General features: G+C 46.1%; 19 protein-coding genes. 11 read left to right on the forward strand and 8 right to left on the reverse strand.

Going from position 1 to position 21,948, the window contains the following annotated elements:
• Positions 1 to 33 precede the first annotated feature (33 nt).
• Together QYB97_RS09515 and QYB97_RS09520 are read left to right on the forward strand one after the other, a co-directional pair.
• Positions 34 to 2,706, forward strand: a complete 2,673-nt coding sequence (locus tag QYB97_RS09515; protein WP_301165765.1) for a glycoside hydrolase family 38 N-terminal domain-containing protein — start codon at positions 34 to 36, stop codon at positions 2,704 to 2,706.
• Positions 2,703 to 4,397, forward strand: coding sequence for a sugar phosphorylase (locus QYB97_RS09520; RefSeq protein ID WP_301165766.1), 1,695 nt, complete (start codon positions 2,703 to 2,705; stop codon positions 4,395 to 4,397). The genes QYB97_RS09515 and QYB97_RS09520 overlap by 4 nt, the downstream gene beginning before the upstream one ends.
• A gap of 53 nt (positions 4,398 to 4,450) precedes the next feature.
• On the opposite strand, the gene QYB97_RS09525 is transcribed toward QYB97_RS09520, so the two are convergent.
• Positions 4,451 to 4,801, reverse strand: a complete 351-nt coding sequence (locus QYB97_RS09525) for a YflT domain-containing protein (protein ID WP_301165767.1) — start codon at positions 4,799 to 4,801, stop codon at positions 4,451 to 4,453.
• 147 nt (positions 4,802 to 4,948) lie between these two features.
• On the opposite strand from QYB97_RS09525, the gene QYB97_RS09530 reads away from it, so the two are divergent.
• From QYB97_RS09530 to QYB97_RS09540, 3 genes are all read left to right on the forward strand, one after another.
• Positions 4,949 to 5,098 (forward strand): lmo0937 family membrane protein, encoded by a 150-nt coding sequence (locus QYB97_RS09530; RefSeq protein WP_301165768.1) that lies wholly within the window; start codon positions 4,949 to 4,951, stop codon positions 5,096 to 5,098.
• Positions 5,099 to 5,608: 510 nt separating this feature from the next.
• On the forward strand, positions 5,609 to 9,109 hold the full coding sequence (locus QYB97_RS09535; RefSeq protein WP_301165769.1) for a bifunctional 2',3'-cyclic-nucleotide 2'-phosphodiesterase/3'-nucleotidase: 3,501 nt from the start codon (positions 5,609 to 5,611) through the stop codon (positions 9,107 to 9,109).
• A gap of 126 nt (positions 9,110 to 9,235) precedes the next feature.
• A complete protein-coding gene (locus QYB97_RS09540) occupies positions 9,236 to 10,822 on the forward strand; it encodes an ATP-binding protein (protein WP_301165770.1) in 1,587 nt (528 codons plus the stop codon).
• 45 nt (positions 10,823 to 10,867) lie between these two features.
• On the opposite strand, the gene QYB97_RS09545 is transcribed toward QYB97_RS09540, so the two are convergent.
• On the reverse strand, positions 10,868 to 11,437 hold the full coding sequence (locus QYB97_RS09545; RefSeq protein WP_301165771.1) for a beta-class carbonic anhydrase: 570 nt from the start codon (positions 11,435 to 11,437) through the stop codon (positions 10,868 to 10,870).
• Positions 11,438 to 11,815: 378 nt separating this feature from the next.
• On the opposite strand from QYB97_RS09545, the gene QYB97_RS09550 reads away from it, so the two are divergent.
• The gene (locus tag QYB97_RS09550; RefSeq protein WP_301165772.1) at positions 11,816 to 12,049 is read left to right on the forward strand and encodes a hypothetical protein; all 234 of its coding nucleotides are present in this window, start codon (positions 11,816 to 11,818) and stop codon (positions 12,047 to 12,049) included.
• Between the two features lie 319 nt (positions 12,050 to 12,368).
• The gene (locus tag QYB97_RS09555) at positions 12,369 to 12,647 is read left to right on the forward strand and encodes a YwdI family protein (protein WP_301165773.1); all 279 of its coding nucleotides are present in this window, start codon (positions 12,369 to 12,371) and stop codon (positions 12,645 to 12,647) included.
• A 39-nt stretch (positions 12,648 to 12,686) separates the two neighbouring features.
• Here QYB97_RS09555 and QYB97_RS09560 read toward each other — a convergent pair whose 3' ends face one another.
• On the reverse strand, positions 12,687 to 14,306 hold the full coding sequence (locus QYB97_RS09560) for a glycoside hydrolase family 13 protein (RefSeq protein WP_301165774.1): 1,620 nt from the start codon (positions 14,304 to 14,306) through the stop codon (positions 12,687 to 12,689).
• A 149-nt stretch (positions 14,307 to 14,455) separates the two neighbouring features.
• On the opposite strand from QYB97_RS09560, the gene QYB97_RS09565 reads away from it, so the two are divergent.
• The 3 genes from QYB97_RS09565 to QYB97_RS09575 all read left to right on the forward strand — a co-directional run bounded on the left by QYB97_RS09565 (position 14,456) and on the right by QYB97_RS09575 (position 16,444).
• Complete coding sequence (locus QYB97_RS09565; RefSeq protein WP_301165775.1) at positions 14,456 to 15,640, forward strand: MFS transporter; 1,185 nt, start codon at positions 14,456 to 14,458, stop codon at positions 15,638 to 15,640.
• Positions 15,641 to 15,783: 143 nt separating this feature from the next.
• Complete coding sequence (locus QYB97_RS09570) at positions 15,784 to 16,020, forward strand: YvrJ family protein (protein WP_301165776.1); 237 nt, start codon at positions 15,784 to 15,786, stop codon at positions 16,018 to 16,020.
• Positions 16,021 to 16,072: 52 nt separating this feature from the next.
• Positions 16,073 to 16,444, forward strand: a complete 372-nt coding sequence (locus QYB97_RS09575; RefSeq protein WP_301165777.1) for a DUF423 domain-containing protein — start codon at positions 16,073 to 16,075, stop codon at positions 16,442 to 16,444.
• 46 nt (positions 16,445 to 16,490) lie between these two features.
• On the opposite strand, the gene gerQ is transcribed toward QYB97_RS09575, so the two are convergent.
• The 3 genes from gerQ to QYB97_RS09590 all read right to left on the reverse strand — a co-directional run bounded on the left by gerQ (position 16,491) and on the right by QYB97_RS09590 (position 18,944).
• Positions 16,491 to 17,069, reverse strand: a complete 579-nt coding sequence (gerQ, locus tag QYB97_RS09580) for a spore coat protein GerQ (protein ID WP_425589788.1) — start codon at positions 17,067 to 17,069, stop codon at positions 16,491 to 16,493.
• 228 nt (positions 17,070 to 17,297) lie between these two features.
• Positions 17,298 to 18,044, reverse strand: a complete 747-nt coding sequence (gene hemQ / locus QYB97_RS09585; RefSeq protein WP_301165778.1) for a hydrogen peroxide-dependent heme synthase — start codon at positions 18,042 to 18,044, stop codon at positions 17,298 to 17,300.
• 135 nt (positions 18,045 to 18,179) lie between these two features.
• A complete protein-coding gene (locus QYB97_RS09590; RefSeq protein WP_301165779.1) occupies positions 18,180 to 18,944 on the reverse strand; it encodes a sporulation protein in 765 nt (254 codons plus the stop codon).
• Between the two features lie 224 nt (positions 18,945 to 19,168).
• Here QYB97_RS09590 and pta point away from each other — a divergent pair, with 224 nt between their 5' ends.
• Positions 19,169 to 20,140, forward strand: coding sequence for a phosphate acetyltransferase (pta, locus tag QYB97_RS09595; RefSeq protein ID WP_301165780.1), 972 nt, complete (start codon positions 19,169 to 19,171; stop codon positions 20,138 to 20,140).
• Between the two features lie 35 nt (positions 20,141 to 20,175).
• Here the strand turns inward: pta and lipL are convergent, their stop codons facing one another.
• Positions 20,176 to 21,012, reverse strand: a complete 837-nt coding sequence (lipL, locus tag QYB97_RS09600; RefSeq protein WP_301165781.1) for an octanoyl-[GcvH]:protein N-octanoyltransferase — start codon at positions 21,010 to 21,012, stop codon at positions 20,176 to 20,178.
• 3 nt (positions 21,013 to 21,015) lie between these two features.
• A complete protein-coding gene (locus tag QYB97_RS09605) occupies positions 21,016 to 21,816 on the reverse strand; it encodes a class I SAM-dependent methyltransferase (protein WP_301165782.1) in 801 nt (266 codons plus the stop codon).
• Positions 21,817 to 21,948: the final 132 nt, after the last annotated feature.

Raw genomic sequence — 21,948 nt, forward strand, 5'->3', positions numbered from 1 at the left:
TATTGCTTTGACTAGCTTCTGGGAGGGACACAAATGAAAAAGAAAAAAGTTTACGTTGTACCGCATTCCCACTGGGATCGGGAATGGTATTTTACAATTGAAGATTCCAATCTGCTTCTTGTGGAGAATATGGACAGGCTGATGGACGTGCTGGAGCAGGATGAAGAGTATTCGGGCTATGTGTTTGACGCGCAGAGCTCCATTCTCGATGAATACCTGAAAATCCGTCCGGAGGAAAAAGAGCGGCTTTCCCGCCTGATTGCTGACAAACGGATTTTTGTCGGGCCATGGTATACACAGGCAGACTCTCTGTTAATCCATAAAGAGTCGCTCATCCGAAACCTGCTGTACGGAACGCGGATCGCGGAGAAAATGGGACACAGTATGAATGTCGGCTATTTGCCTGACATTTTTGGCCAAAATCAATACCTGCCCTCCATTTTTAAACAGTTTGATATCGACTACAGCATTCTCCAGCGGGGAGTATACACGGACGAGCTGAAAGGAAATTTGAATTTCCACTGGACATCTCCTGACGGGGAGAGCATCAAAGCCAACAACATCTATTTCGGCTACGGTCCTGGGAAGTTCCTGTCAGCTGATCAGGACTATCAAAAAGAACGGCTGCTCCCGATCCTCGACAAGCTGGCGGAACTGAATCAGGACACCGATAAGCTCCTATTGCCAGCTGGCGGAGACCAGGTGCTGGTGCGTGAGCATTTCCCACAAACCGTGAAGGCGCTCAATGAACAGGATGGAGAGTATGAATATGTCCTTTCAGACTTCGAAACCTTCATGCAGGACACCTGGGAGGAAGAAGGCCGGTTCACAAACACAATCGACGGAGAGTTAATTGCTTCACAAAAATCAAGGATTCACAATACGATCCGTTCCCAGCGGTATGACATCAAAAAGCTGAACGATGATGCGGAAGACAAATTGATTCATCAGCTTGAACCGCTCGCCTCCATCGCTTCGATTCTCGGATTCCGCTATCCTCAGGCCTGGCTGGATGAGATGTGGAAGATGATGTTTGATGTGCATGCGCATGACAGTATTGGCGGATGCAACTCGGATGACACCAACCAGGAAATTGTCAATCGCTTGAAAAAAGTGATCCGCATGGCGGACGGCTGTTTGAATCTGCTGAAAAAGCAGGTGACCGAAGCCATTTCCCACAGCACAGGCAAAGAATCCATCTATGTTGCTTTTCATCTTCTTCCTGAACCGTATCAGGGGCAGCACTCCGCCGTTCTTTTTACAAAGGAAAAAGAGTTTAAGGTCGCTGATGAATCGGGACGTTCCGTTTTCTTTGACCTTATCAAACAAGAATACATTTCAGGCGGAAAAACCATTGTGGTGACTGCAGATGGAGAAAAAGAAGTAGATGCTCCGGGATATTACCGAAACGAAGTGCTGCTTCATGACGTCTCCCTGCCTGCCATGGGCTACAGCGCCTTTGAAATTCAGTCCGCAGAGGAAAACAGTTCTTTAATCTCCTCTGCAGATGAGCAAATGATCGAAAATGATATGCTGCAGGTTACAGTGGAAAATGGAACGCTCAATGTATTGAACAAGAAGACCGGCTTACGCGTGGCCGACGTGCTTCGCTTTGAGGATACGGCGGATGCGGGAGACTCCTATGATTATTCGCCTCTTGAGGGAGATGTGCCGGTTTACAGCGGCGAACTGGAATTGGTTTCTGTTAAAAAGGGAAACCGCTCAGAGGAAATGGAGATGGCTCATACACTGGTTGTTCCGGCAGGACTTGAGGGACGGAAACAACGGAACGCGACAGAACGGCTTCACATCAGCACCCGTCTTCACCTGCTAGGGGGAGAACCTTTTGTACGCATCACACATCATATCAAAAACTCTGTAGGTGATCATAGGGTGCGTGTACTGCTTAAAACACCTGTGGAGCAGCCGGAATTTTCTTTTGCAGACCAGGGATTCAGCCTGATTGAACGGCCGACGGTCAATCCTTATTTCGAGAATTGGCGTGAAAAGGGGTATGCGGAGGCGCCGGTACCGATTTATCCGCTTGAAAACTTGGCTGGAACAGCAAACGGCGAGCATACCGCTGCAATTTTCTCCAAGGGGATCAAAGAATATCAGCTTCTAAAGGAAACAGGGGAACACGCGCTCACTCTCTTCAGGAGTGTCGGCCTTCTGGGGCGTGACCATCTTGCATGGCGTCCGGGGAGAGCGTCGGGCATCAACAACAAAGTGGTGTTGACACCTGACGCCCAGATGAAACAGGACATGCAATTCGACTATGCGTATTATGTGAGCGGCCCGCTTAAGGAAACAGAACTGTTCCAGGCTGCCGACCAATTCCGCGGCCATCAGGCGGGTTATCAGAAGCAATCGCTAAATACGTTTGAAGAGCGACTCGACCGTTTCGAGATCCCTTATCCGGTGAATGAACTGCCGCAGCGTTTCAGCCTGGTTCAAAACAGCAATCCGCACGTGCGCTTTTCTGCTTTGAAAAAAGCGCATGACGGGCAAGCGCTGATTCTTCGCCTGTTTAACCCGACCCAACAGCCTCAGGCATTCATGCTTACTGGTGAAGAACTTAAAAATTGCTCAATCGTTCAGCTGAATGAAAAACATTCAGTGGAGCTTCAGGACGGGGAAGTGGTCATTCAGCCATTAAGCTATGTGTCGTTGAAGCTGGAAATGGAAGGAGGGCACAGCAAATGAACAAACAGCAATTTATGCAGGAAGCAGAAGGTCTTTTAATGGCCGTATATGGCAAGGATGGCGCAGAGGAAAGAACGGAACAGCTGGTGTCCCTTGTCCAAAAATGGAAAGAGAAGGACACGCCTTCTTCATCCCCTTTATCACAAAAAAATGTTTATTTGATCACGTACGGAGACAGCATTCAAAAAGAGGGGATCTCCCCTCTCGCCGCGTTGCATCAGTTTTTGAACACACAAGCGGGCGATGAAATTACCGATGTCCATCTGCTGCCTATGTTCCCTTATACCTCGGATGACGGATTTTCGGTAGTGGATTACCGTGAAATCAACCCTGAGCTGGGATCATGGGAAGACATCAGCCGTCTGTCGGATGATTTTCATTTGATGTTTGATTTTGTGGCCAATCACATCTCAAAGTCCAGTTCCTGGTTTAAAGGATTTCTTAAAGACGATCCGTTATACCGGCATTACTTCATTCCGGAAGACAGCGGGTTTAATGCTTCGAGCGTAGTACGTCCAAGAACTACTCCTCTTTTTCACAGCTATAACAGTACTTCCGGAAAGAAAACGGCATGGACGACCTTCAGTGAAGATCAGGTCGACGTGAATTTCAGCCATTTTCCTGTTTTACTGGAAATGACCGACATTCTGCTTATGTATGCTGACCGGGGAGGGACAAGCATACGGCTCGATGCAATCGGCTTCCTATGGAAGAAGTCGGGCACAGCGTGTATCCATTTGCCGGAAACCCATGCAATTATCCAGCTTTGGCGGCTGATTCTTGATTATTTGGAAAGCCGCACACAGCTGATCACCGAAACAAATGTGCCGCACAAGGAAAACATCAGCTATTTGGGCGACGGAGAGAACGAGGCACACATGGTTTACCAATTTCCGCTGCCCCCGCTTGTCCTTCATGCTTTTACTGTTCATGAAACAGCTAAGCTGTCGGATTGGGCCCGCTCCATTGAAAAGGTCTCCGACCATGCCACCTATTTCAACTTTTTGGCCAGTCATGATGGCATCGGCATGAGGCCGACTGAAGGCATTCTTGGTGATAAAGACCGGCAGCTGCTGGTTGATAAAGTAAAGGAAAACGGAGGAAGGGTATCCTACAAAAGCAATCCGGATGGAACCGAATCTCCTTATGAACTGAACATCAACTATATGGAAGCCCTGCTCAACAAAGGAGAGGATGAGGAAGAGGATGTTCAAATCCAAAAGATGCTTGCAGCCCATTCCGTCCTTTTCTCGTTTATAGGCGTTCCTGCCGTTTACTATCACTCTCTTTTAGGTTCAGGAAACGATTTGCAGGGAGTAGAGCAATCCTGCATTAACCGGCGGATCAACCGGGAAAAGCTGGACTATGATGCACTCATTAACGAGCTGGAGACGTCAGATAGAAGAAGAGGCGTTTTCGGCGGATTGAAAAAAATGATGAGAATCAGACAGGCTGAGTCCGCATTTTCACCATTTGCGGACCAGAAGGTTAAGGATTTGGGACCGGAGATTTTTGCTTTGGAGCGATGGAATAAAGAAACCGATGAGCAAATTTTCTTCGCCGTTAACACGGCATCCCAAAAAGTATCCATTCAGCTGCCAACAGGGGGAACGGACCTTTGGACAGGCAAGACAGTCGAACGGCAGACCGAACTTGAACCCTATCAATTTATCTGGGTAAAACCACAATAATATAAAAAAAAGAGGCGGATTTCTTTTAAGAAATCCGCCTCTTTAACGTATGATTAAACCCAGCTATCCAGATTATTTTCACCTTTTACGAATACAAGCACTTTTCCTTGATCCAGTTTCTTTTCATATTCATCAGCTTCCAAAGCGCTTAAGCCGATCTCTTCCATTTTACTGCGAAGCTCGTCACCGCGTTTTCGGAAGACATTTTTAATGGCAGTTCCAAGGCCCTGCTCAGGTGTACCAATTGTGTTGGCATCTGCTGCATCGGCAATTGCCCTCGTATCATCCTTTTCATGAGCAAGTACATACACGTTTTCCTGATCGATTCCTCGTGTTTCAAGTTCCTGAACAGCAGTAATAACTTCCTGGTCTGTTGAAAATTCGCGCACTAATGGTTTAGCCATGGGTAAATTCCTCCTTAAAATTGGTTACAGTTGTTCCATTCACTTTATCCAGCTGCGATAAACATGGAAAAAACATCCTTGGTGTTTGACTTGCTTCCGTTTGGGGGAAAATAAAGCCTATAAACCAGTAAGAAAGGATGAGCGACAATGTTATGGACCATAATTGGAATTCTGATCATACTTTGGATATTGGGCCTTGTGTTCAAAATCGCCGGCGGCCTCATAAATATTCTCCTGATCGCAGCCGTCATTGTTCTGATCTATAAATTCATCAAAGGAAGAGCAACCAGGCATTAGATCCTTTATAGTTTTTTAAAAACTACTGAGTTTGGGGGCTCGGAATCTTCCTTGATAAGTTGTTGTAGTGCAAGGTGCGAGACTCCTCGAAAATGAAATTCGCATTTTCTTCGTGCGATGTATCGCTGCCGAAGTGTTCCTTGTCCTACGGGATGTGCGTGACAGGTGAGACCATTTAGGCGTTTACGCCGGATGGGCTCACCGCACGCCCCGTGGAAAGTGAGCATCCTGAAACGAAAATCAACTCCCCAAAGGACTACAAAGAATAAACCAAAAGAACTGCCCGCTTACAAAGCAGGCAGTTTTTTTAGTGCCATTTTCTGTGTTTAAAAGTGAACAATCCTACAAAACCTAGGTGGAACGTACCGAATTTTATAGGTATTTCTTCTTATTTTTTACAAAAATTTAAAACATTTACCTTTATTTTACGAATAAAGTCTTTAATTTTTATTTTCAAAATATATAATGAGATTGGCAGCAAAATAACTAAAAGACTTTAGGGGGATTCACATGGGGAAAAAGTCCTTATCAGCAATGGGGCGCAAGTTACTTGCATCAACGATGGCACTGTCTGTGCTGGCCGCGCCATTAACGTTTGAGTCAGTTCAGGCCGCATCTAAAAGCCAGCAGCAGCAAAGCAAAACGGAAGCCGTTCAGCTCAGAATTCTGGGTACAACGGATATTCATACCCACATCGCCAACTACGACTACTATAAAGACGCTGAAACAGAAGAGTTTGGTTTGGCTAAAACAGCCACACTCATCAAGAAGGCAAGAAGTGAATCCAAAAACACCATGCTTTTTGACAATGGGGACCTGATTCAGGGCAATCCTCTTGGGGACTACAAAGCAAAGGTGGACAAGCTTAAAGACGGTGAGATGCATCCAGTATTTAAAGCAATGAAGCTTCTGGACTATGATGCCGGGACTGTCGGAAACCACGAATTTAACTACGGACTGGACTATCTTCAGGAAGTACTCGATGATGCTCCGTTTCCTTATGTGAATGCCAATGTCTATAAAGACGATCATGACAAAAATCCCAACAACGATAAAAACTATTTCAAGCCTTATAAAATCATAAAGAAAAAAGTCACTGACCAGCATGGCAGAAAACAAGTCATTAAGGTGGGCGTAATCGGTGCGGTTGCTCCACAGATCACCCTATGGGACAAGGCCAACCTTGATGGAAAAGTGATTACAAAGGATATTGTCGACAGTGTTACAGCCAATATTCCTAAAATGAAAAAAGACGGGGCAGATCTTATTGTCGTGCTTGCCCACTCCGGAATCGGCGACGCGGACCGCAAGCAAATGGAAGAGGACGCGGCGTATGATCTGACAAAGGTCAACGGCATCGATGCGATTATCTCAGGCCATAACCATAAAACATTCCCGGGCGATTTTGCGGATTTGCCAGGGGTTGATGAGAAAAACGGAACCATTAACGGCAAGCCTGTCATCATGCCTGGAAACTGGGGCAACCAGCTGGGGGTAATGGACCTTAGCCTTGTGAAGGCTAAAGGAAAATGGATGGTTGCCAGAGCGAAGACACAGCTTAGAGCCGTTTATGATAAGAATACGAAGAAAAGTCTGGCGAAAACCGATGAAAGCATTGTTAAAGCAATCAAAAAGGATCATCAGGGAACGATTGATTATGTCCGCCAGCCGGTTGGGCAAACATCTGCAGACATCAACAGCTACTTTGCACTTGTACAAGATGACCCTTCGATCCAAATCGTAACAAACGCGCAAAAATGGTACATTGAAAAGCAGCTAAAAGGAACGAAGGATGAAAACCTTCCTGTCCTATCTGCCGGAGCGCCATTTAAAGCAGGCGGCCGAAACGGTGCGAGCTATTACACCAATATTCCAAAGGGAACCATAGCGATTAAAAACGTTTCTGACCTTTATTTGTATCCGAATACAGTAGCGACCGTTAAGGTGAAAGGATCAGACGTAAAAGAATGGCTTGAAATGTCTGCGGGACAGTTCAATACCATCGATCCATCCAAGAAAGAAGAGCAGCAGCTTGTTAACAATAACTTCCCGACCTACAATTTTGATGTGATTGACGGTGTTACGTACGATATCGATGTGACACAGCCTGCGAAGTATGATAGTGATGGAAACGTCATTCATGCAGACAGCAGCCGTATCAAAAATCTTCAATACAACGGTAAACCAATCGACAGCAATCAGGAATTTATCGTCGCGACTAACAACTATCGCGCGAGCGGTCTGTTCCCTGGTGTGAAAAACAAAACAGAAGCCAATCTTTATCCGGATGAAAACCGACAAGTCATCATCGACTATATCCGTGATCTGGGCACGATCGATCCTTCAGCCGACCAAAACTGGAAGTTCGCTCCTGTGTCAGGTGAACCAAGTGTAACGTTTGAATCAACACCGGATGCGCAGAACGCAGTTCCTGCCGATGGATCCATCAAATATGAGGGAGCCGCTGCAGAAGGGTTCGCGAAATACTCATATAAGCTGAAAAAGCAACAAAACATCAGTGTACAGCTTTTGGGCATTAATGACTTTCATGGACAGCTGGACACCTACAATGCGAAATTGAACGCTGGAGGAGCGGAGTATTTGGCTGCTTACTTAAAACAGCGTGAAGCCACAAATCCGAACACGCTTCTTCTCCATGCGGGTGATGCGGTCGGTGCAAGCTCTCCGGTATCCGCATTGCTTCAGGACGAGCCTACGATCCGCTTTTTAAACAAGCTTGGATTTGATGCAGGGACTCTTGGAAACCATGAGTTTGATGAAGGTGTAAAAGAAATGCTTCGCCTCATCAAAGGCGGAAGCCACCCGAAGACCGAAGCAAAATACGGACGTTTTGAAGGAGCCAACTTCCCGTATGTTGCGGCAAATGTAATGGATTCAAAGACCAGCCAGCCACTCCTTGATCCATATGTGATCAAAGAAGTGGGCAGTGCCAAAATCGGAATTATCGGGGTTGTTTTGTCTGATACACCAAGCATTGTTATTCCAAGCGGGGTAGAGGGTGTATACTTCACGGATGAAACCGAAGCGATTAATAAGTACACGAAGGAACTTAAGAAACAAGGCGTGAAATCCATTGTCGTGCTTGCCCATAACCCGGCAAACTCTACTGCTGATGGGAAAAACGCCACTGGTGAGCTGGTAGACATCGCAAACAACGTGGACGATGAAGTGGATGTGTTGTTCGGCGGCCACAATCATGCGCTGACCAATGCAGTTGTCGACAACAAACTTCTTGTCCAGTCGTATTCATCAGGAACGGCGTTTTCTGATGTGGACCTGGAAATTAATCCTGTAACTCAGGATATTGTGAAGAAAAAAGCGGAAGTCGTTAATGTAGACCGCAGCAAAATTGCTCCGGACCCTGAAATTAAAGCATTTGTGGACAGTTATGTGGCAGACGTTGCGCCTATCTTGAATGAAGTGATTGGAACCACACCGAATTATATCAGCAAAGAAATTAATGCTGACGGGGAATCGCCAATGGGCAACCTGATTGCAGATTCTATGACAGCACAGACAGGAACAGATTTTGCCTTTATGAACCCTGGTGGAGTAAGGGCTGATATTGATGCGGGAGAAATCACATGGAAGGAAGCCTTCACTGTGCAGCCTTTCGGAAATGACCTTGTCACCATGGATTTGACCGGTGCCCAGGTAAAACGCCTGCTGGAAGAGCAATGGGCCGATCCGACACGTGCGAAAATTTTGCAGATTTCCGGATTGAAGTTCACCTATAATGATTCAAAGCCTGCAGGTGAACGTGTTGTAAGCATTACGCTTCCAGATGGAACAGCCGTGGATGCAGCCAAAACGTATTCCGTTACTGTGAATAATTTTATGGCCGGCGGCGGAGACGGATATACAACGTTGCTTGATGGAAAAAATTCAAGCATCAACATTGTGGACCTTGATGCCCTCGTTAAATACATCAAAGCCAAGGGCAGCGTTGATCCAAAAATTGAAGGAAGAATTACGAAGCTTAACAAGTAATCACCTCAAACATTGAAACCAGCTCACCATGAGCTGGTTTTTTTCTTGTGCCGTCAGCAAGTACGCACGGTAACTTGTGATATAATCCAGTTATTGGCGCACTTTTCATACAAAGGAGTCATGATTGTGAATGAATACTGTTCAGAGCAAATAGATGTTATAAGAGGAAGAAATCATCTTTTGTATAAGGTGCTGTGGGGCTTCTTCATTGTTGATCTTCTTATCAATTTCTGGGTTGATCCTGAGATAGCCTTATTTATGCTCCCGCTTGGTGCCGTGGTTTTCGGAATAGTGACCTATTTTTCCGTCAGTAACCGTTATCCTGTGTTTACCATGTATTTTACCGTGTCGAGCTTTTACTTTTTCTTATTTTGCCTTTTATGGGTGCAGCCCATCCTGGTGAATTACATCTACATATGGTTTTGTTTAATATTGAGCACCATTTATCACCAGTGCCGTGTCATTATCTATGCGGGGTTGCTGTCGATTGCCATGTCTGCTTATTTCTTCGTGGCTGACCGGGAGCTTTTTGCCAATGTGGAAGATTTTGATCTCATTTTTATTATCCTGTTTATTGTAGTTGCTACGCTTTTTTTCGCCCAGTCTTCCCAGTTCACGGAAACATTGCGTCTGAATTCCGAGAAACGTGAAAAACAGACGGCAAGCAAGCTGACCGAAACGAGAGAATATTTTCATTCTGTCATTTCGCAAACGGCAGATGCCATTCTTGTGCAAACGCTCAAGGGTGATATCATGACGGTAAACCGGGCATTTCTCGAGCTGTACGGATGGAATGAGGAGGAAATGAAAAAAACTCCTTTTCAGCATATCCCTTCCACGCAAAAGACGGTAATCAATGAGGTGCTAAGAAAAATTGTAAATGGAGAAGCCGTTATGGGGTATGAAATGGTGAATCAAAAGAAATCGGGCGAATTGTTTCCGGTTTCGGTCACCTTTTCCCCCATTCGCAATGGGGACGGCTCCATCCGGGCCATTGCAGGGATATACCGGGACATTACAGAAGCCAAAAGGACGGAAGAACTAATTATACAATCTGAAAAATTATCGGTGATCGGCCAGCTGGCCGCAGGTGTGGCACACGAGATCAGGAATCCGCTGGCGATTCTTTCAGGGTTTGTGCAATTTATGCGGGAGGAAAAAATATCCGAAGAGTACACCGGGATCATGCTGACAGAAATCAACCGGATGAACCAGATTCTCGAGGAATATATGCAGCTGGCCAAGGCTAAGCCCTTTACCGCAATCGACCTGGATCTCACTGCTCTTGTAAAAGAAACCCTTGTATTAATGGAAGCTTTCGCAAGCCTGTCGAATATTTCCATCCATTATACAATGCTGGCTGACAGCTGCCTGATTAAGGGGGATGCCAATTCCCTGAAGCAGGTACTGATCAATCTGATAAAAAATGCGGTTGAAGCCTCCGAGCAGGGAAGCAAGATTGAGGTCTCCGTTAAACGCGCGGATGGCTACGCCACTATTGAAGTAAAGGATGAGGGCCAGGGTCTTGCACATGAAGACCTAAAAAGACTGGGAGAGCCGTTTTTCACGAAAAAGGAAACCGGGACGGGCCTCGGCTTGATGGTGAGCTTTAAGATTATCGAGCTTCACCAGGGAGAAATCACAGTTACGAGTGAACCCAATGCAGGCACTGTCTTCTCCGTTATGCTTCCGGAACTCAAAAAACAACAATAAAAAGGGAACAGCTGGCACATAGATGCAGGCTGTTCCTTTTCTTTGCTATTCGTTGTTTTTATAGCCATCGATGACCACGTCAAGTTTCCCTGTTTCAGGGTCGATGACAAGACCATGGACGGGAACTGATTCGGGAAGCAAAGGATGGTTCTTAACAAGGTTAACACTGCTTTCTACCGCATCCTCGACCTTGTTAAATCCTCTGAGCCAGTGGTTAAGGTCCATGCCTGAGTATTTTATCGTGTTAAGCGTTTCTTCTGTGATGCCCTTGTCTTTCATTTTTACCATGAAATCATCCGGGTCCATTGCGCTCATGCCACAGTCATGATGGCCAATCACACAAACCTCTGTTGCTTTCAAGGCGTAAATGGCAACCAGAATACTTCTCATTACGCTTCCAAACGGATGGGCGATGATAGCTCCGGCCGTCTTAATAATCTTGACATCGCCATTTTTTACATTCATGGCCTGAGGAAGAAGCTCCGTCAGCCTGGTATCCATACATGAAATAACAACCAGCTTTTTCTCTGGATACTTTGTGGTTTCGTATTTTTCATACTCTTTATTCGCCACGAACTTCTCGTTAAACGATAGGATTTCATTTAGAATTGCCATGTCTTTTTCCCTCCAATAGATTATACTGTTATCTATTTTAGCGAATTTTTCGCCGGAATCAAAATTTCTATTGTTTTTATTAGACGAAACAAGCCTGTTCTCGATAAAAAAACAGGGAGTTAGAACGCCTGTTTGCGTGCTATTCATTAAATATCTTCGTTTTTTGTAGGACAACCAAAACATATGTAGGAAGAAAACAAGTAAACTAAGCACATTGTGACAAACATTTCCATTGCCGCTACGTATAATCAAACTATCAAGAACATAAGCATATAAGTTACTCCAACATCACGTCAGGAAGAAAGGGGGACAGGCAGAAGGACGACGCGAGGATCATCCATTAAAATAGATGGACCAATCAAAAGGGGGAAAACGGATATGGAATCCATGTACTTACTTGCTATTATTCTATTTACGGTGAATGTAATGTTTCAAAAAGCGGTTGCTTTGATGGTGACACGGGTAGAACAGGCAGTTCTGGTGAATGAGCAGAAATTCAAGCTGGCGGGCTTACTGGCCAAGATGGTGAAGCAGAAGGAACGTCCCTTTATAAATAAGATCAATGTCTTCAATTCCGAACGCCGTAATGTGCAGTGGGTGGATACCTCTTAACCAACAACAAAGCAAATAAAACATGAGGGGAGAGGGTAGATGGGAAATGATATTACTGAGGATGGCTAGGTACTATTTAGTAATACTTAAAGAGTTTGATCAACAGAAACAAAAAGGGCAATCTGCTGGCAGATCCAAACGATTTATAAAACGAATAATTCATATTGTTTTACGGCCTGGATCACCGTGAGATTCTATGAATTGAATTTAATGCGCGGAGTATGTCGGGCAGTCTCTCTTTAGGACTGTCTTTTTTTCGTGCGCAATAAATATGGTAGAATGGAAATAACATTAAAGGCTTAAAAAAGGAGAACACATTATGAGCATTTCTCTCCGTCACATTATTCATCAGATGGAAAAGCATGTGAACGAGTTAAAACAACTTCCGGAGCAATCATCAAAAGTAAAAGAGCATGCAGCGGCGATACGTGCGCTGAGCGACTTGATGCTGGATGCCGGCGAAACGGCACATGAGCAGCAGTGGACTCCGCCCTCCCAGATTTCCGCACCGCTCGGTTTTACAGGAATGCAGCCGAAAAAACCGCAAAAAACGGATGATGATGAGGAAGGTAATGGTGAATCCATTTTTGATTTTTAAAAGAGCCCATCCCGGAATAACCAGGGATGAGCTCTTTCTTTATAGCTGATAAATCCTTGCTTCGTGCGGCTGCAGGGTATGAAGGTCTTGAATGTCCTGATAGTTTCCAAGAACAAGCTCCTTGCCGCTGATGGACAGTGTATCGGGCAGCGATACGGTGTTCGCCTCATTGCTGTGGTTGAGGAGAATCAGCCAGGTGACTTCACCCAGGCTCCGCGTATAGGCATAGATATGAGGATCTCCCTCAGAATGATCCTGATAGTCGCCGTAGACCATGACGTCATACTCTTTACGCAGGGAAATGAGCTTTTGATAAAAGTAAAAAACAGATTTGGGATCATTTAATGCTTCTTCCACATTGATGTCCGTATAGTTCGGATTCACGGTCATCCATGGCTGGCCATCTGTGAAGCCGGCATTGGCGCTTGCGTCCCACTGCATGGGAGTACGTGAATTATCACGGCTTAACGGCTGCAATTCCGCTAATACTTCTGAAGCTTCCCTCCCCTTTTGTGTCTCTTCCTCATACTTGTTTTTCATGGCAATGTCCTGATAATCGTCGATCGATGGGAATCGGACACCGGTCATCCCGATTTCTTCACCCTGGAAAATGTAAGGCATGCCCGGCAGCGTATGAAGCATAGTGCCGAGAAGCTTGGCTGATTCACAGCGATACTCCCCGTCGTTTCCGTATCGGGTTACCTGGCGTGTATGATCATGGTTGTTCAGAAATTGAGAGTTCCATCCCTTGCCGTGCAAACCCTCATACCACGTTTGCTGTATTTCTTTGTACCGGAGCATATCCCAGTCAGGCATATCATCGGCCACCTGAAAATGAAACAGCGTGTTCAATTCATTGCGGTCCTCGCCTACGTATTTCAAGCCGTCTTCCGGTGTAACAAAAGGAATTTCCCCAACCGTCATGACGTCATAATGGCTCAGAACCTTTTCATTCATTTCTTGGAGATACTCGTGAATCCCCGGATTATTTCCCAGGTAATCGATCTTATCGGGCTGCTCGGCGTCAGGGAACCCCTTTTGTTTAGCCAAAAGGTTGATTACATCCATCCGGAACCCGTCAATTCCTTTATCAAGCCAAAACCTCATCATACTGTATATCGCTTCCCTTACTTCTTCGTTTTCCCAATTTAAATCAGGCTGCTGAACAGCAAAGGAATGCATGTAATATTGGCCGGTAGGCTCGTCCCATTCCCAAACGGAAGGGGTGAAATAGGAGCGCCAGTTGTTCGGCTTCCCGCCATCCACGGCATCCTTCCAGATGTACCAGTCACGTTTTGGGTTATCTTTTGAAGATCGGGACTCTAAAAACCATGAATGCTGGTCCGAAGTGTGGTTGACGACCAGATCCATGATCAGCTTTAAGCCCCGCTCATGGGCTTCCTTTAGCAGCCGCTCCCACGTTTCCATGGCGCCTGCCTTTTTCATTACGGACTGATAGTCTGAAATATCATAGCCGTTGTCCAGATCGGGCGATTCATAGATTGGATTCAGCCAGATGACATCCACTCCCAGATTTTTGATATAGTCGAGCTTGGCGATCACGCCCTCCAAATCTCCAAATCCGTCACCGTCCGTGTCAAAAAAGCTTCGCCAGTATACCTGGTAGACCACGGCTTCCTTCCACCATGTTCGTTTCATGTGCTTCATCCTCTCTTTTTTTCTTCATTATGAAGCAAGTCTTCTGGAGTTGAAAGTGCAAAGGGGGAGCGGGTCTGGATTTAACGGGTTTGTTTTAGGGAAATGGTGCTCTAAGCAAGCATTCTATTAAACAAGGGACGTGATAAATCATGAAAAAAAGCGGCAATATCACGGCGTTAATTATTATGGGATTCACCATGTTTGTTTTGGGAGGGCTTTCAAGCACCAAAGGTATTGTGCTTGATGAGGTTAAAAAGGATATCGGTCTGGATTTAAATCAATTTGGACTGGTTGTGTTTATTTTTCAATGGGGGTTCACCCTTGCCAGTGTCATCATCGGCTATCTTGTTGACAAAAAAGGGCTGAAACTGATGATTATCATTGGTTCTATTATTATGGGGGCGGGTCTGTTTGGAACAGGTTCGGCTCAAACCATTCTGTTTTTTCTCGGCTTTTATATGATTGTTGGTTTTGGGCTTGGGGCAATGACGGTGGCATCCAATGCTATTGTTCCTTCGGTCTACCCGGACAAGCAGGGTCTGATGTTTAACCTGACCATGGGTGTTTACGGACTGGGCATGTTCGCTACCCCTCTGATTCTGCGCTGGATGTTCTCCTCCAACATTTCCTGGCGGGCGTTCTATATTGGAATTGCCGTCCTTCTTGTCGGCTTGATCATCTTTGTGCTTCTGACCAAGGTCCCGGATGGAAAGGCTGACCGTGCCAGCTTGTCTGCGTTTAAAGACATGTTAAAAAACGCGCAGTTTATCTTTGTCATGTTTATTCTTATCTTTTATGTATCTTCTGAGGTCTCATTCTTAAACTTCTTTCCAAGTTATTTGAAGTCGCTCGATTTAAGCGGTATGAGTATGTCGGATAAAGGAAAGCTCGCCACAACCATCCTTTCTATTTTCTCGCTGCTTTTCACCATTGGAAGACTTGGCGGAGGCTGGATTGCGGAAAAGATCGGCGAGAAAAAGACCATTATGATCTTTGCCTTCCTATCTGTGGCAACGGTCCTGGTCAGCAAGTTTTTTGCGGACCAATGGGTATACCTGTTTGCGGCGGCAGGACTTTTCTTCTCTGTTTTGTTTCCTACTGCAACCGCTATTGGTACAAAGCTTTCCGAAACGGGTGGATCTGCACTGGGGCTTGTCTATGTGGCTTCAGGAATCGGTGGCGCGTTTGCCGGCTGGCTTGTTGGGGCGGTTTCTGAAAAGTTCGGTTCAGCCATGGGATTCAACCTTCCTATCATCTTTTTGGCCATCCTTCTGCTCTTCTCCTTCTTTGTGAAGGATATACCCGATGACGAGGCGAAAACGACCAATGCCTGAAGGAAATAACTAACGGGAACTGGGTCTTTTGACTCATTTTAAAAAACGGTATAAGGTATGATGGTAAATTTTTCTGTTCGGGTTTATACTGTTATTACGAACAAGTGTTCGTAATAATACAGGGTAAAGTGAGGGAGATCCAAATGAATACAGCTAATGATTGGCTAGGGCTTGTTAATCTCCTGGGGAACGTCGGCTTTCCGGTCTTGCTTGCTGGTTATTTAATGCTTCAGTTTGAAAAAAGGATTCAAAGCCTTGAAGGGGTTATTAAGGGATTGCGTGATGAATTGGTAGATAAAGACGAATTGGAAAAAAAGATAGAAGAGTACGGGAAAAAGCTGAGGGAAAAAGAAGAACTGAAGAAATCGGATGTTTCATAACTTCCTTTTGTTTCTGGTATGATAAAAGAAAACAAGAGGAGTGGGTTTTGAAATGAAGCTGTTTTTGATTCTTGGGGCAGCCAATGCGGCGGTTGCCGTTATGCTTGGCGCATTCGGCGCGCATGGGCTGGAAGGCAAGCTGTCAGAGCGAATGCTGGAAGTGTATAAAACGGGTGTTCAGTATCATATGTATCATGCAATCGGTTTGCTGGTGGTTGGTCTGCTCACAGGCAGATTAGCAGGTTCAGGCCAGCTGCACTGGGCGGGGTGGCTGATGTTTATCGGAATCATCCTGTTCTCGGGCAGCCTTTACGCCTTGAGTACAACAGGTATTTCCAAGCTTGGCATCATTACGCCGTTTGGCGGGGTTGCGTTTATCGCCGGATGGGTGTTGTTCATAATAGCTGCAGCAAAAGGATTGTAATTGGAAAAGAGCTTTGCTTTATACAAAGCTCTTTTTTGTATGCTCACTATCTTGGGCTGTACGTTGCCATACCTTGTGACTGTCCCTGCCCTTGTCCTTGTCCCTGGCCTTGCCCCTGCTGCTGGCTCGATTGGCCGCCGTATGGATAGGTGTATTCAATCGGCTCGTCGAATGTAATGTAATTGACAAAGACCATCAGGAGAAGATAGCGTTTCCCGCTCTGTGGATCGCTTAGTATAATATGGTCGCGTCCTGCAGCTTCGATGGTTCCCCTGAAGACCTTGGAATTCCACTTGTCACTGCCTTCAAAGGTTTGATAGATGGTTGCCACCCGGCCCTTGTTCAGCCGCAGAATGTTCTCAATGTACGACTGCTCGAGCGGAAGCTGTCCGGGTGCGGCAATATCCGTTGGCGCCGTACCAAAGGCCGCCCCGAGCCCCGGTCCCTGCGGCGGCATGCCCATGGACATGCCTGGACCGCCGTAACCGCCCTGGCCTTGGCCTTGCTGTCCCTGAGGCATTTGCCCCTGCTGCCCCATTTGGCCGGATGGAGGCATACCGTAATAGGGTGGCATGCCTCCGCCCATTTGTCCCTGCTGCCCTTGCGTTTGCCTGTAATTACTCATCGGTGTAAATCCCCCTTGTAAAAAGGTTTTGTATCCGAAATAGATGTTGTTTTCCTTCCGTGCCTGTATAAGTGCCTGACTATCACTGTAAAAATAATAGGGAAGGAGCCCACAAAACTACAATTCATCATATGTGAACATGCCGAAGCTTAGACCAAAAAAAACTGGCTCCCTGCTGCATGGAAAAAACACAGCAAGAGAACCAGCTTCGTATTTAATGGATGCGGTTTACACGTGCAAATAGCCTGGTACAGCCTCGCGGGTCAATTGGTTCCCTACATAGAACGAACCAAATTCACCATAGCGGGCACTCACTTCATCAAATCTCATTTCGTACACGAGCTTCTTAAACTGGAGCGCGTCATTTGCAAACAGGGTAACTCCCCACTCCCAGTCATCGAACCCGACAGAACCGGTAATAATCTGCTTCACTTTCCCTGCATAGCTGCGGCCAATCATGCCGTGGCTGTACATCATTTTCTTGCGTTCTTCCATCGGAAGCATATACCAGTTGTCATTTCCTTCACGGCGCTTGTCCATTGGATAGAAGCATACATACTTCCATTTTGGCAGCTCGGGCTTCAATCTTCCCTGAATCATTGGATCTGTTTCAGGATCGACAGTATTGGACGGATTGTAGTTGCTCAATTCAACGACCGATACGTAGGAATAAGCCGGAATCGTAAATTGGGCAAATGTTGTTTTATTAAAAGCATTTTCAATTTCATTCAGGTCTTCCAGTGTTGGACGCAGAAGCATCAGCATAAAGTCAGCCTTTTGGCCAACGATGGAATAAAAAGCATGGCTGCCTTCCTTCCGGGCTTCTACCCCTTCCCATTTTTCTAAAAATGCCGTAAATTCCTTGATGGCAGCTTCGCGCTCATTACCTGAAATGGCTTTCCAGGCAACCCAGTCAATTTTACGGAAGTCATGCAGGCAATACCAGCCTTCCAGCGTTTGTGCAGCTTCACTCATGTATTGTCACTCCTTGTCAATAATTGTACGTTCACTCCTAACCAATATACCATAATGAAAGAGATAAAAAAAAATCCCCGTCTGTTTTAACCAGAGGGGATGCTGCATCATTTTGATTAAACAAAATCATTTTGATTAAACAAATTGCTGAATCGCGGAAGTAAGTTTGCCGGATAAAAGGGAAGGGTTCTGCAGCTCTTGTTCTGTGAAGGAAAGGCGGATATGTTTTTCATCCATATCCATGGCCTCTTCCAGCATTCCAAAAAGGCCGTTTGCCTTTTTGTCGATCTCAAGCAGGATCTCCAATGTTTTCCCATCGCTGAGGAATATGGCTTCCAGTTCGTCAAGCTTCCCTCTGAACATGCCGGTTGGAACATACTCAAATTCCTGGATGAATGGCAGCCGGCCACGGTTATATCTGGATGCCGCTTCACACTTCGCTTTTCGAAGAAAGAAATCCAGCCCTTCGATTGCTTCCATCGCTTTACTGACCAGCGGTCCGGGATTCACGGTAATGAAATCCTTGTCTGACGGGTCAACTGCGTTTTTAATATCCACCCCTGTTTTCAGCCAGACCGGTGTATGGCCGATGCTGAGCGGCACATCGAAAGGAAGGCGGAAGACAAAAGGAATTCTTTTCGTTTCCCCAGGCTGAATGACCAGGTGATCGGTCACCTTGTGACGCGCCACCACTGCGTGCTCGTGAATTTTTTTGTCATCGGTTTCCCTTATGTACTCTGTCATGAGGAACAATGAAACAGAATCAACAGGCTGCGCCGCCTTTCCTCCAATAATCTGTACGGTTCCGCTTATTTCCTCCCCGGGAATAAAACGGTTTGTGTTTAGAATGGTATCTACTGTGGCCGCACCGATTCCAATACTCGCCAGCATTTTGTTCATGAATGACACATCCAACATCTCCCTTGGTTTGATAGTACGTTATACGCAGTTTAGGATAAAAGGATTCAAATTAATTTACAAAATTAACCTCCTGGGCACTGCATTAATTTTCGAAAAATAACAACTTATTGTCAGAAACGCTTTCAATTGTGGGTATAGGTTTAAAACCCACCCAAAGTAGAGTACCCTAGTAAAAGAATGCACAGGAACAGGAGGCTACTCGCATGAGCGATTTATTTAAAGAACTAAAAGTAAAAGTCAAAGAGGAAAACCCGGCCATTGTATTTCCGGAAGGAACGGACGAGCGTATTTTGAAAGCTGCCGCCAGACTCGCAGAAGAAAATGTACTACGCCCGATCCTCATTGGCAATACCGGGGAGATTGCAGCAAAAGCTGAGGAACTTGGTGTGAAGCTGGGTGACATCCAGCTGGTCGACCCGAAAGATTATGCCGAATTTGAAAACCTTGTATCTTCTTTTGTGGAACGCCGCAAAGGAAAAGCAACAGAAGAGCAGGCACGTGAAATTTTATTGGATGGAAATTACTTTGGAACCATGCTTGTTTACACAGGCAAAGCACATGGACTGGTGAGCGGAGCGGCACACTCGACGGCAGATACTGTACGTCCGGCGCTGCAGATCATCAAAACTAAAGAAGGCATTAAAAAAACATCAGGCGCCTTCATCATGGTTAAAGGTGATGAGAAATATGTGTTTGCCGATTGTGCGATCAATATTGCGCCTACCAGTGAAGATCTTGCGGAATCTGCCATTGTCAGCGCCCATACGGCACGTGTATTTGGCATTGAACCCAAAGTGGGGCTCCTGAGCTTTTCAACCAAGGGATCTGCTAAATCGCCTGAAACAGAAAAAGTGGTGGAAGCGACACAACTGCTTAAAGAGAAGAACCCTGACTTTCCGTTTGACGGCGAGCTGCAGTTCGATGCAGCCTTTGTCCCTTCCGTTGCCCAAAAGAAAGCTCCGGATTCCGCACTGAAGGGAGAAGCGAATGTCTTCATCTTCCCTGGCCTTGAAACAGGAAATATTGGCTACAAAATGGTTCAGCGTCTCGGCGGCTATGAAGCGATCGGCCCGATTCTTCAAGGATTGAACATGCCGGTGAACGACCTTTCACGCGGCTGCAATGAAGAAGATGTGTACAAGCTGGCATTGATTACTGCCATGCAGGCCCTATAAGAAAAGCTGGAATAAAAAAAGCACTGAGAGAGGATTTACATCTTCTCCAGTGCTTTTTCATTTCGTTCCCAGACGCGCTGATAGTTGTAATCGTACAACTGGATTTCATTTACCGACAGCGGTGAGGAAACGAGATGATTGCTTTCGTCCTTCAGTACATAAAGGAGGCGGGTCATCAAATCGCTGACCGTTAATGGCTGGCCGGTGAGCTCGGACAGGGATGCCATCACTTCCGGATGGATGTCAGGGTATGTGAATTTCGTCGTTTCCCCCTGAAGGCCCCGCTCGTAAAATTCACGGATCGCTTCTGCCCGTTCTGATCCGCTGCCATTGACACACAAATAGATTTGAACGGCTGCTCCGTTGCGGATCCGGCGCTGCGAGATGCCTGCAAACTTTTTGCCGCCCACGCTCAGGTCATAGCTTCCCGGGCAATAAGAATGAACTATCTCCTTCGCTTCAAAGGAAACGTTATAAGGAAGCAGCATTTTTTCAATCAGTTCCACCATTGTGTCGTAACCTTTATTGATTTCAATGCTGCTGTCCTTTTCGGGCAAAATAATGGAGATGTTCAGTACACCTTCATCGAGAACGACCGCAAGACCGCCTGAATTGCGTACAATGACGCGGTAGTCTTTGGATGTAAGGGATGCCACTCCTTGTTCCAGGTGAGGTAGACGTGTATCCTGGATGCCAAGAACAATGGTGTTATGGTGAACCCACGTGCGGATGGTGGGAGAGGACTCTCCATTCCCGACTGTGGTACACAGCGTGTCATCCATCCCAAAGGAAGAGAGGGCGTCAAAGGACGGCCCCAGACTAGATTGGTCGATAATACGCCATTTTGGCTGAAATAAAAGGGATGTGGTCATGGTTCATCGTTTCTCCGCTTCAATGATAAATGTTTTGGGAATCCCCTGGTCAAAATCACCGGGATGCGGCTCTTCCTTCAGCTCCGTAATAAACAGGCCGGCAGCACCGAGTGCGGTCACAATTTCCCCGATGGTCCATTTGCGGATCGCCACCTGATACGGCTTTCGTTCCTCTTCAGTCGCATAACGCAGTTCAGGAAGGAACTTGGAATAGGATACATCCACTGTTTCAAGCTCTGTGCTGAAATAATCACCGGTTACCTTATGCTTTCTCACCGCCTGGCTTTTACCCTGCGAGGTGATCAGTTTAGTAGATACGGGATGGAAATCCTGCAGAACAAATTTGCCTCCGGAGGCGAGCAGGCCATGGACCGTCGAAAAAAACGGGACAAGGTCCGTAAAATAGTGAAGAATTCCGTTTTCCGTTAATACGAGATCGTAATCACCGGTCAGTTCTTCTTTTGGAAGCTCCAGGACATCGCTTCGTACATACCTCAGCTGCACACCCGCCTCCTGAGCCAGCTCCTTCGCGTAACGTTCGTTCGGCTCAGACAGATCGATTACCGTTGCTTCAGCGCCCAGCAGGGCCATGGCTACTGCTTTGCTGCCGTGCGAACCGAGCAGGTTGCAGACTTTTTTGCCTTTAACATCTCCAATGTATGATTCCAGCGGGCTCAGCCGCTTAACAGGGTCTTTTTTTATTTTTGCGGCCGCTTTCGCCGGCTCGCCAAATCGATGGGTCCAGGCTTCGTACGACTTTTCATTCCATGCCTGTCCATTTTGGTCATTTTGAAATTGATCCACGAGTTAAACCTCCTGATTCTATCGTTCACTCCTTAGTATAACGCAACAGTGAGCCATGCTTCCATGCCGTACTATTTTCTTGCAACTTTTTGGAATGTATTTACGTATGCATAGGTATAGTGAATGGAACGA

The sequence above is a fragment of the Fictibacillus fluitans genome, assembly GCF_030418125.1.
Lineage (GTDB): Bacteria > Bacillota > Bacilli > Bacillales > Fictibacillaceae > Fictibacillus_C > Fictibacillus_C fluitans.

Bases quoted from the DNA above. Each gene is read 5' to 3' on its own strand.
- QYB97_RS09575 (WP_301165777.1), top strand. From the start codon at position 16,073: ATGAAGCTGTTTTTGATTCTTGGGGCAGCCAATGCGGCGGTTGCCGTT.
- QYB97_RS09525 (WP_301165767.1), bottom strand. From the start codon at position 4,801: ATGGCTAAACCATTAGTGCGCGAATTTTCAACAGACCAGGAAGTTATT.
- QYB97_RS09520 (WP_301165766.1), top strand. From the start codon at position 2,703: ATGAACAAACAGCAATTTATGCAGGAAGCAGAAGGTCTTTTAATGGCC.
- QYB97_RS09555 (WP_301165773.1), top strand. From the start codon at position 12,369: ATGAGCATTTCTCTCCGTCACATTATTCATCAGATGGAAAAGCATGTG.
- QYB97_RS09515 (WP_301165765.1), top strand. From the start codon at position 34: ATGAAAAAGAAAAAAGTTTACGTTGTACCGCATTCCCACTGGGATCGG.
- QYB97_RS09530 (WP_301165768.1), top strand. From the start codon at position 4,949: ATGTTATGGACCATAATTGGAATTCTGATCATACTTTGGATATTGGGC.
- gerQ (WP_425589788.1), bottom strand. From the start codon at position 17,069: ATGAGTAATTACAGGCAAACGCAAGGGCAGCAGGGACAAATGGGCGGA.
- QYB97_RS09545 (WP_301165771.1), bottom strand. From the start codon at position 11,437: ATGGCAATTCTAAATGAAATCCTATCGTTTAACGAGAAGTTCGTGGCG.
- QYB97_RS09560 (WP_301165774.1), bottom strand. From the start codon at position 14,306: ATGAAACGAACATGGTGGAAGGAAGCCGTGGTCTACCAGGTATACTGG.
- pta (WP_301165780.1), top strand. From the start codon at position 19,169: ATGAGCGATTTATTTAAAGAACTAAAAGTAAAAGTCAAAGAGGAAAAC.
- QYB97_RS09565 (WP_301165775.1), top strand. From the start codon at position 14,456: ATGAAAAAAAGCGGCAATATCACGGCGTTAATTATTATGGGATTCACC.
- QYB97_RS09590 (WP_301165779.1), bottom strand. From the start codon at position 18,944: ATGAACAAAATGCTGGCGAGTATTGGAATCGGTGCGGCCACAGTAGAT.
- QYB97_RS09535 (WP_301165769.1), top strand. From the start codon at position 5,609: ATGGGGAAAAAGTCCTTATCAGCAATGGGGCGCAAGTTACTTGCATCA.
- hemQ (WP_301165778.1), bottom strand. From the start codon at position 18,044: ATGAGTGAAGCTGCACAAACGCTGGAAGGCTGGTATTGCCTGCATGAC.
- QYB97_RS09550 (WP_301165772.1), top strand. From the start codon at position 11,816: ATGGAATCCATGTACTTACTTGCTATTATTCTATTTACGGTGAATGTA.
- QYB97_RS09570 (WP_301165776.1), top strand. From the start codon at position 15,784: ATGAATACAGCTAATGATTGGCTAGGGCTTGTTAATCTCCTGGGGAAC.
- lipL (WP_301165781.1), bottom strand. From the start codon at position 21,012: ATGACCACATCCCTTTTATTTCAGCCAAAATGGCGTATTATCGACCAA.